Raw genomic sequence first — 1,106 nt, forward strand, 5'->3', positions numbered from 1 at the left:
AATTACGGTGCTGCGCTGGAGAAACAGGGTGTGGAAATCACGCTGATTTACAGCGGCAGCCATAAGGTGGATGGCAACCCCTACAGCCATCTTCCGGATGACGTCCGGGAGACACTGCAGTCCCGGATGGACGCAACCCGCCAGATGTTTGCGCAGAAGGTGTCGGCATATACCGGCCTGTCCGTGCAGGTTGTGCTGGATACCGAGGCTGCAGTGTACAGCGGTCAGGAGGCCATTGATGCCGGACTGGCTGATGAACTTGTTAACAGCACCGATGCGATCACCGTCATGCGTGATGCACTGGATGCACGTAAATCCCGTCTCTCAGGAGGGCGAATGACCAAAGAGACTCAATCAACAACTGTTTCAGCCACTGCTTCGCAGGCTGACGTTACTGACGTGGTGCCAGCGACGGAGGGCGAGAACGCCAGCGCGGCGCAGCCGGACGTGAACGCGCAGATCACCGCAGCGGTTGCGGCAGAAAACAGCCGCATTATGGGGATCCTCAACTGTGAGGAGGCTCACGGACGCGAAGAACAGGCACGCGTGCTGGCAGAAACCCCCGGTATGACCGTGAAAACGGCCCGCCGCATTCTGGCCGCAGCACCACAGAGTGCACAGGCGCGCAGTGACACTGCGCTGGATCGTCTGATGCAGGGGGCACCGGCACCGCTGGCTGCAGGTAACCCGGCATCTGATGCCGTTAACGATTTGCTGAACACACCAGTGTAAGGGATGTTTATGACGAGCAAAGAAACCTTTACCCATTACCAGCCGCAGGGCAACAGTGACCCGGCTCATACCGCAACCGCGCCCGGCGGATTGAGTGCGAAAGCGCCTGCAATGACCCCGCTGATGCTGGACACCTCCAGCCGTAAGCTGGTTGCGTGGGATGGCACCACCGACGGTGCTGCCGTTGGCATTCTTGCGGTTGCTGCTGACCAGACCAGCACCACGCTGACGTTCTACAAGTCCGGCACGTTCCGTTATGAGGATGTGCTCTGGCCGGAGGCTGCCAGCGACGAGACGAAAAAACGGACCGCGTTTGCCGGAACGGCAATCAGCATCGTTTAACTTTACCCTTCATCACTAAAGGCCGCCTGTGC

General features: G+C 59.2%; 2 protein-coding genes. Both read left to right on the top strand.

The window, feature by feature from the left end:
• Window positions 1-732, top strand: a 732-nt coding sequence (locus tag E4K64_RS39910; protein ID WP_167772444.1) for a S49 family peptidase, incomplete at its 5' end; no start/stop codon positions are given.
• 9 nt (window positions 733-741) lie between these two features.
• On the top strand, window positions 742-1,074 hold the full coding sequence (locus tag E4K64_RS39915) for a head decoration protein (RefSeq protein ID WP_001297109.1): 333 nt from the start codon (window positions 742-744) through the stop codon (window positions 1,072-1,074).
• The last annotated feature ends 32 nt before the right edge of the window (window positions 1,075-1,106 follow it).

The sequence above is a fragment of the Bradyrhizobium frederickii genome, assembly GCF_004570865.1.
In the GTDB taxonomy this organism is placed as follows: Bacteria; Pseudomonadota; Alphaproteobacteria; order Rhizobiales; family Xanthobacteraceae; genus Bradyrhizobium; species Bradyrhizobium frederickii.